Origin of the sequence: Flavimaricola marinus (assembly GCF_900184895.1) — a bacterium.
GTDB classification, from domain to species: Bacteria; Pseudomonadota; Alphaproteobacteria; order Rhodobacterales; family Rhodobacteraceae; genus Flavimaricola; species Flavimaricola marinus.
This window is the reverse complement of record NZ_FXZK01000046.1, coordinates 1-1,268: the sequence shown is the minus strand read 5'-3', so window position 1 is coordinate 1,268 and position 1,268 is coordinate 1. Positions and strand designations below refer to the sequence as shown.

The 1,268-nt window shown below is 55.1% G+C and carries 1 protein-coding gene and 2 pseudogenes; 2 read left to right on the top strand and 1 reads right to left on the bottom strand.

Annotated elements, in window-relative coordinates; genetic code table 11:
- Window positions 1-121, top strand: a pseudogene (locus tag LOM8899_RS22960) (integrase core domain-containing protein); the annotation flags it as partial.
- Window positions 122-158: 37 nt separating this feature from the next.
- Window positions 159-349: pseudogene (locus tag LOM8899_RS22955) on the top strand (integrase core domain-containing protein); the annotation flags it as partial.
- Window positions 350-849: 500 nt separating this feature from the next.
- On the opposite strand, the gene LOM8899_RS22950 reads toward LOM8899_RS22955, so the two are convergent.
- Window positions 850-1,128, bottom strand: a complete 279-nt coding sequence (locus tag LOM8899_RS22950) for a transposase (RefSeq protein ID WP_370739416.1) — start codon at window positions 1,126-1,128, stop codon at window positions 850-852.
- Window positions 1,129-1,268: the final 140 nt, after the last annotated feature.

Here is a 1,268-nt window from a genome sequence, read left to right as displayed (position 1 = left end):
GCGGCATGGCGCGACGACTACAACCATCACCGCCCGCACTCGAGCCTCGACGGTCTCTCCCCGCGGGAGTATCACCAACGGTCAAGAGAAGGACCAAACCCCGAACAGAGCTAACTTATAGGCGAGGACTCCAAGGGGAGCTGGTCAACGGCTATTGAGAAAGCTTCAACGGGCTAATGCGAGATGAATTGCTGAATGCGAGATCTTTTACTCCCTGCGCGAAGCCCAAATTATCATCGAAAGATGGAGAAACCGCTACAACACCAAGCGATCCCATAGTGCATTTGGCTACCTCCCACTCGCGCCTGGGGCCATCGTACCGATGGACCAAAGGCAGATCATGCACTAGCTTTAAATTCGGACCACTCAAATGGGGCTGCTCAATACACCGGTTCAGTTCACCACCCGCTTCTCGGATTAGGATGCTACTGCCAAAACCCAAACCAAGCGATCCGACGGGTCTATTGTAGCGCTGTTTATCGGACCACCAACAGGGGCGGCCACTCGTCAGCGCCAAGACCAGAATCACAAATAATCAACCGCATTATTTTGAGATGCTGGCTCGAAAGAGCCAAAATGCCTGACCGATGCGCAAAAGGGCGCCATTTTTGATGGTGGCGTTCTTCGAGGCGAACTTCAGTAGAAACATAACAGCATACCGGCAATTGGAGGTGATAAAACGTCAAGTAGCCCGGGAAATGCGGACAAAAGTGATACACTGAGCGCGTGTCGTAGTGTTTGATCCGAGACCAAAGATGTTGAACAAAGTTCTAGGCTCAAGGTTCCTATCCACAACATGATTACTGCGGTCAAGGCGCATGCGGACAGGAAGGGCTTCGGACATCTGTCCTAGCGGGTCGCAACGCGCCGCCAGTCCTTGAGGCGGGCAAAGCTGTTCTCAACCTCGTGGAACTCTTGATAGCGGGCCTCATCGTGCAGGATCGCGATCTTGCAGCCTTTCCGCGAGGGAATGCGGGGCTTGATCCCCGTTTCTTCAAGGACTTCACGATAGCAATCGGAACCATAGCCGCGATCCGCCAATCGATGTCTGGCGGGTTGCAGGGCATCTAGCAATGCCCGTGCACAGGCGTAATCGCTGTGCTGGCCCGCCACCAGGAACATCCGCAGCTGGCGGCCTGCCGCGTCCGAGGACGTGTTGTAATTTCATCGGCGCTTCCGGTGTAGGGCGAGGTGGCCATCGAGGTGTATGATCGAGGTGGGGTTTCGACGCTTCAACCACGAACCACACGGAGACCCCGATGACCAAG